This window comes from uncultured Eudoraea sp. (assembly GCF_947260015.1).
Lineage (GTDB): Bacteria > Bacteroidota > Bacteroidia > Flavobacteriales > Flavobacteriaceae > Eudoraea.
This window is the reverse complement of record NZ_CAMYOM010000095.1, coordinates 1-3,023: the sequence shown is the minus strand read 5'-3', so window position 1 is coordinate 3,023 and position 3,023 is coordinate 1. Positions and strand designations below refer to the sequence as shown.

General features: G+C 39.8%; 3 protein-coding genes. All 3 read left to right on the top strand.

The features are described from left to right. Positions 1 to 1,147 (top strand): DUF1214 domain-containing protein (locus Q0X66_RS15860; RefSeq protein ID WP_297708105.1); only part of this gene is annotated, 1,147 nt, incomplete at its 5' end. 10 nt (positions 1,148 to 1,157) lie between these two features. Continuing rightward, positions 1,158 to 1,979 carry a hypothetical protein gene (locus Q0X66_RS15855; protein ID WP_297708103.1) on the top strand — a complete coding sequence of 274 codons (822 nt, stop codon included), beginning with the start codon at positions 1,158 to 1,160 and terminating at the stop codon, positions 1,977 to 1,979. A gap of 277 nt (positions 1,980 to 2,256) precedes the next feature. After that, the coding region (locus tag Q0X66_RS15850; RefSeq protein WP_297708101.1) for an AI-2E family transporter at positions 2,257 to 3,023 on the top strand (767 nt) is incomplete at its 3' end.

The window sequence follows — 3,023 nt, the reverse complement described above, 5'->3', positions numbered from 1 at the left end:
GGATGAAGCATCCGTTCAGAAAATTTACGATGAAATGGATTTGCAACGTGCTACTCAAGCGTATATGGATTTTTATCCTTCGCTTTCGGTATATGCAATAGTAAAATCTCAAATCCGCGATTTTAAATTTAAATCTTCTTCAGATATTGCTGTGGCAGCAGGCCCCGGTTGGTTACCAAGTGAGCCTTTTTTAACAGGAAATAACAGTACGGTTTATGCAATTGCTTCGTTAGATTTAAAAATAGATGGCCCAACAGTGGTTGAAATTCCTGCAGGAATGTACGGAACAGCGAATGATGCACTATTTAAATTTATGGTAGATTTTGGTTTTGTTGGTCCTGACAAAGGCAATGGCGGCAAATACCTTTTTATACCTCCCGGATATTCAGACAAAATTCCTGACGGCTACTTCCCAATCAAATCAGCTAGTTATCGAGTATGGGTTATGATGCGTGGATTTGGCGAAGTAGGTCTTGGAGATGAGGCAGTTGCCTGGTTTAAAAAGAACCTGAAAGTTTATCCCTTGGCTACTGGGCCAAGAGAAGGTAATTATGCCAATACAACAGGTATGGGAATTAATCCACTGCCGGCAGAAGATGCTTCTGTTTTTACCGATTTGAATGAGATTATTCAATATGAGCCAACCGGCTTATTTAGTCCTGAACAATTAGGTCGATTATCAACCTTAGGCATACGTAAAGGGCAAGTTTATGCTCCTGATGCTCGCATGAAAAAGATATTGGACCAGGGTGCAAAGCAAGGTGGAACAGCTTATTTAACCGCATTTCGCGATAGGAATGGTGAGTTTTTAGATGGAGGAAAAGTTTACAAATTAAACGTTCCAGCAAATGCACCTGTTAAACGTTTTTGGGCTGTAACAGCTTACGATGTAACCACTCGTGGATTATTGGATGCTGGAGGGAATACCAACAGATCTGTTGGTAGTATGGATAAACCAGAAGTTAATAAAGACGGCTCTGTTGATCTTTATTTTGGTGCAAAACCTCCAAAAGACAAAAAACTTAAAAATAATTGGGTGCCTACTAATCCCGAAAAAGGATTCTTTGTGGTCTTCCGTTTTTATGGCCCGGAAGAAGGTTATATTAATAAAACCTGGGTGCTTAACGATTTTGAATTAATTAAATAAACTAAAAGATATGAAAACATTAATAAAAGTATTTCTTATTGTCCTATTGTTTTTTGCTGCTGGCAATAAATTATGGGCTCAGGATGAATCCCAGGAGATGGACGCTGCTGCCTTAGCGAAAAAGGCACAGAACCCTATCGCCAATATGATCAGTGTACCGATACAGAACAATACAAATTTTGGTTTGGGTCCTTTTGACCGAAGTCAGAATGTGACCAATATACAACCGGTCATCCCAGCCAGTCTGGGTAATTGGAACCTTATCAACCGTACTATCATTCCGCTTACTTCTCAACCAAATCTGGCTGCTGAGAGCGGAGGAAATTATGGTTTGGGAGACATCGTATATCAAGGGTTTTTTACGCCCACAGGAAGTGGAAATATTACCTGGGGTGTTGGCCCTGTACTTACCTTGCCAACTGCTACGAATAGTAGCCTGGGTGCCGGTAAATGGTCTGCAGGCCCTGCTGTAATAGTCGTGGCCTTTCCCGGTAAATGGGTATTGGGTGCAGTAGCCTACAATGCATGGTCCTTTGCAGGGCAGAGTGACAGGGCTGCGGTCAATCAGGGTGTATTGCAGTATTTCGTTAACTATAACCTGCCTAAGGCCTGGTATCTTACGAGTGCCCCTATCGTAAGTGTGAACTGGGAAGGCCCCCCGGATAACAAATGGATTGTACCTTTTGGTGCCGGTTTTGGTAAAATATTTGCCATTGGTAAGCAGAAGTTTAATGGAAATGTAAGTGCCTATTGGAATGCAGCAAAACTAGAAGCTATTGACGGGCCTGATTGGACCTTGAGGTTCCAATTAGCATTTTTATTCCCGAATTAAAAAACGAGATCAAAACCTGATAGTACGAATTCAATTTTGCTAATGCATTGAACAAATGCTTTTAAAACATAAAAATTAAAAGACGATTGTTTACTTTTATTCTCACAGCCTGGAAAAGGAAAGTATTTGGTTACAGACCATCCCGGGTAAATCCTGGTTTTTAGCATTGAGAATGTATGGCCCGCTTAAGGCATATGCCGATAAACATGGAAACCAGATGATATTGAGTTAGTTAAGTAAACTAATAATTAAATATAACAATGCTAAAAAGTGAGAAATGAGCGGTACTAGTCCTATTCAAAGCAAAACTTCAATTATTGTCAAATTTGCGGCCTTTGTGGTTATTGTTGCAGGGGTAATGTATGCTACCACCTTAGTGACTTCAGTGTTGATGGCACTATTTATTAGCATTATTCTTTCTCAACCCATATTGTGGTTACAAAAAAAGAAAGTTCCTCAGGGATTGGCTATTGCTATTGTTTTTATTTTTGGAGAAATAATAGCAACTTCATTCTCTTCCTTTTCAGAAAATGAAGCGGTATATGAAAAGAACCTGAGTGAGATGGGCAATTCAGTCATAGAATTTTTTAATGATAAAGGCATACACATTTCTACCGATAAAATGTCCGGTATGTTCGAACCGTCAAAAATTATGAGCGTTACAGCCGGATTACTTGAACAATTAGGTGGTTTTATGGGCAATGCGCTAACCATATTTTTCCTGGCACTATTTCTTTTACTTGAGATGGATACTATTCCGGTAAAAATAAAGGCGATTGTTAAAGGAACTACAGATTCATTAGGTTTTTTTGATGCAATAGGGGATAGTATTCGCCACTATTTGTCCATTAAGACGGCAACCAGTTTGCTAACCGGTTTATTCATCTGGATTGGCCTTGTTATTATTGGCGTAGATTATGCGATCATCTGGGCATTAATTGCCTTTCTTCTGAATTACATTCCCAATATAGGATCTTTTATTGCAGCCGTTCCTGCTGTCCTGTTTGCCGCGGTACAACTTGGACTTGAAGGGGTTTTATGGAC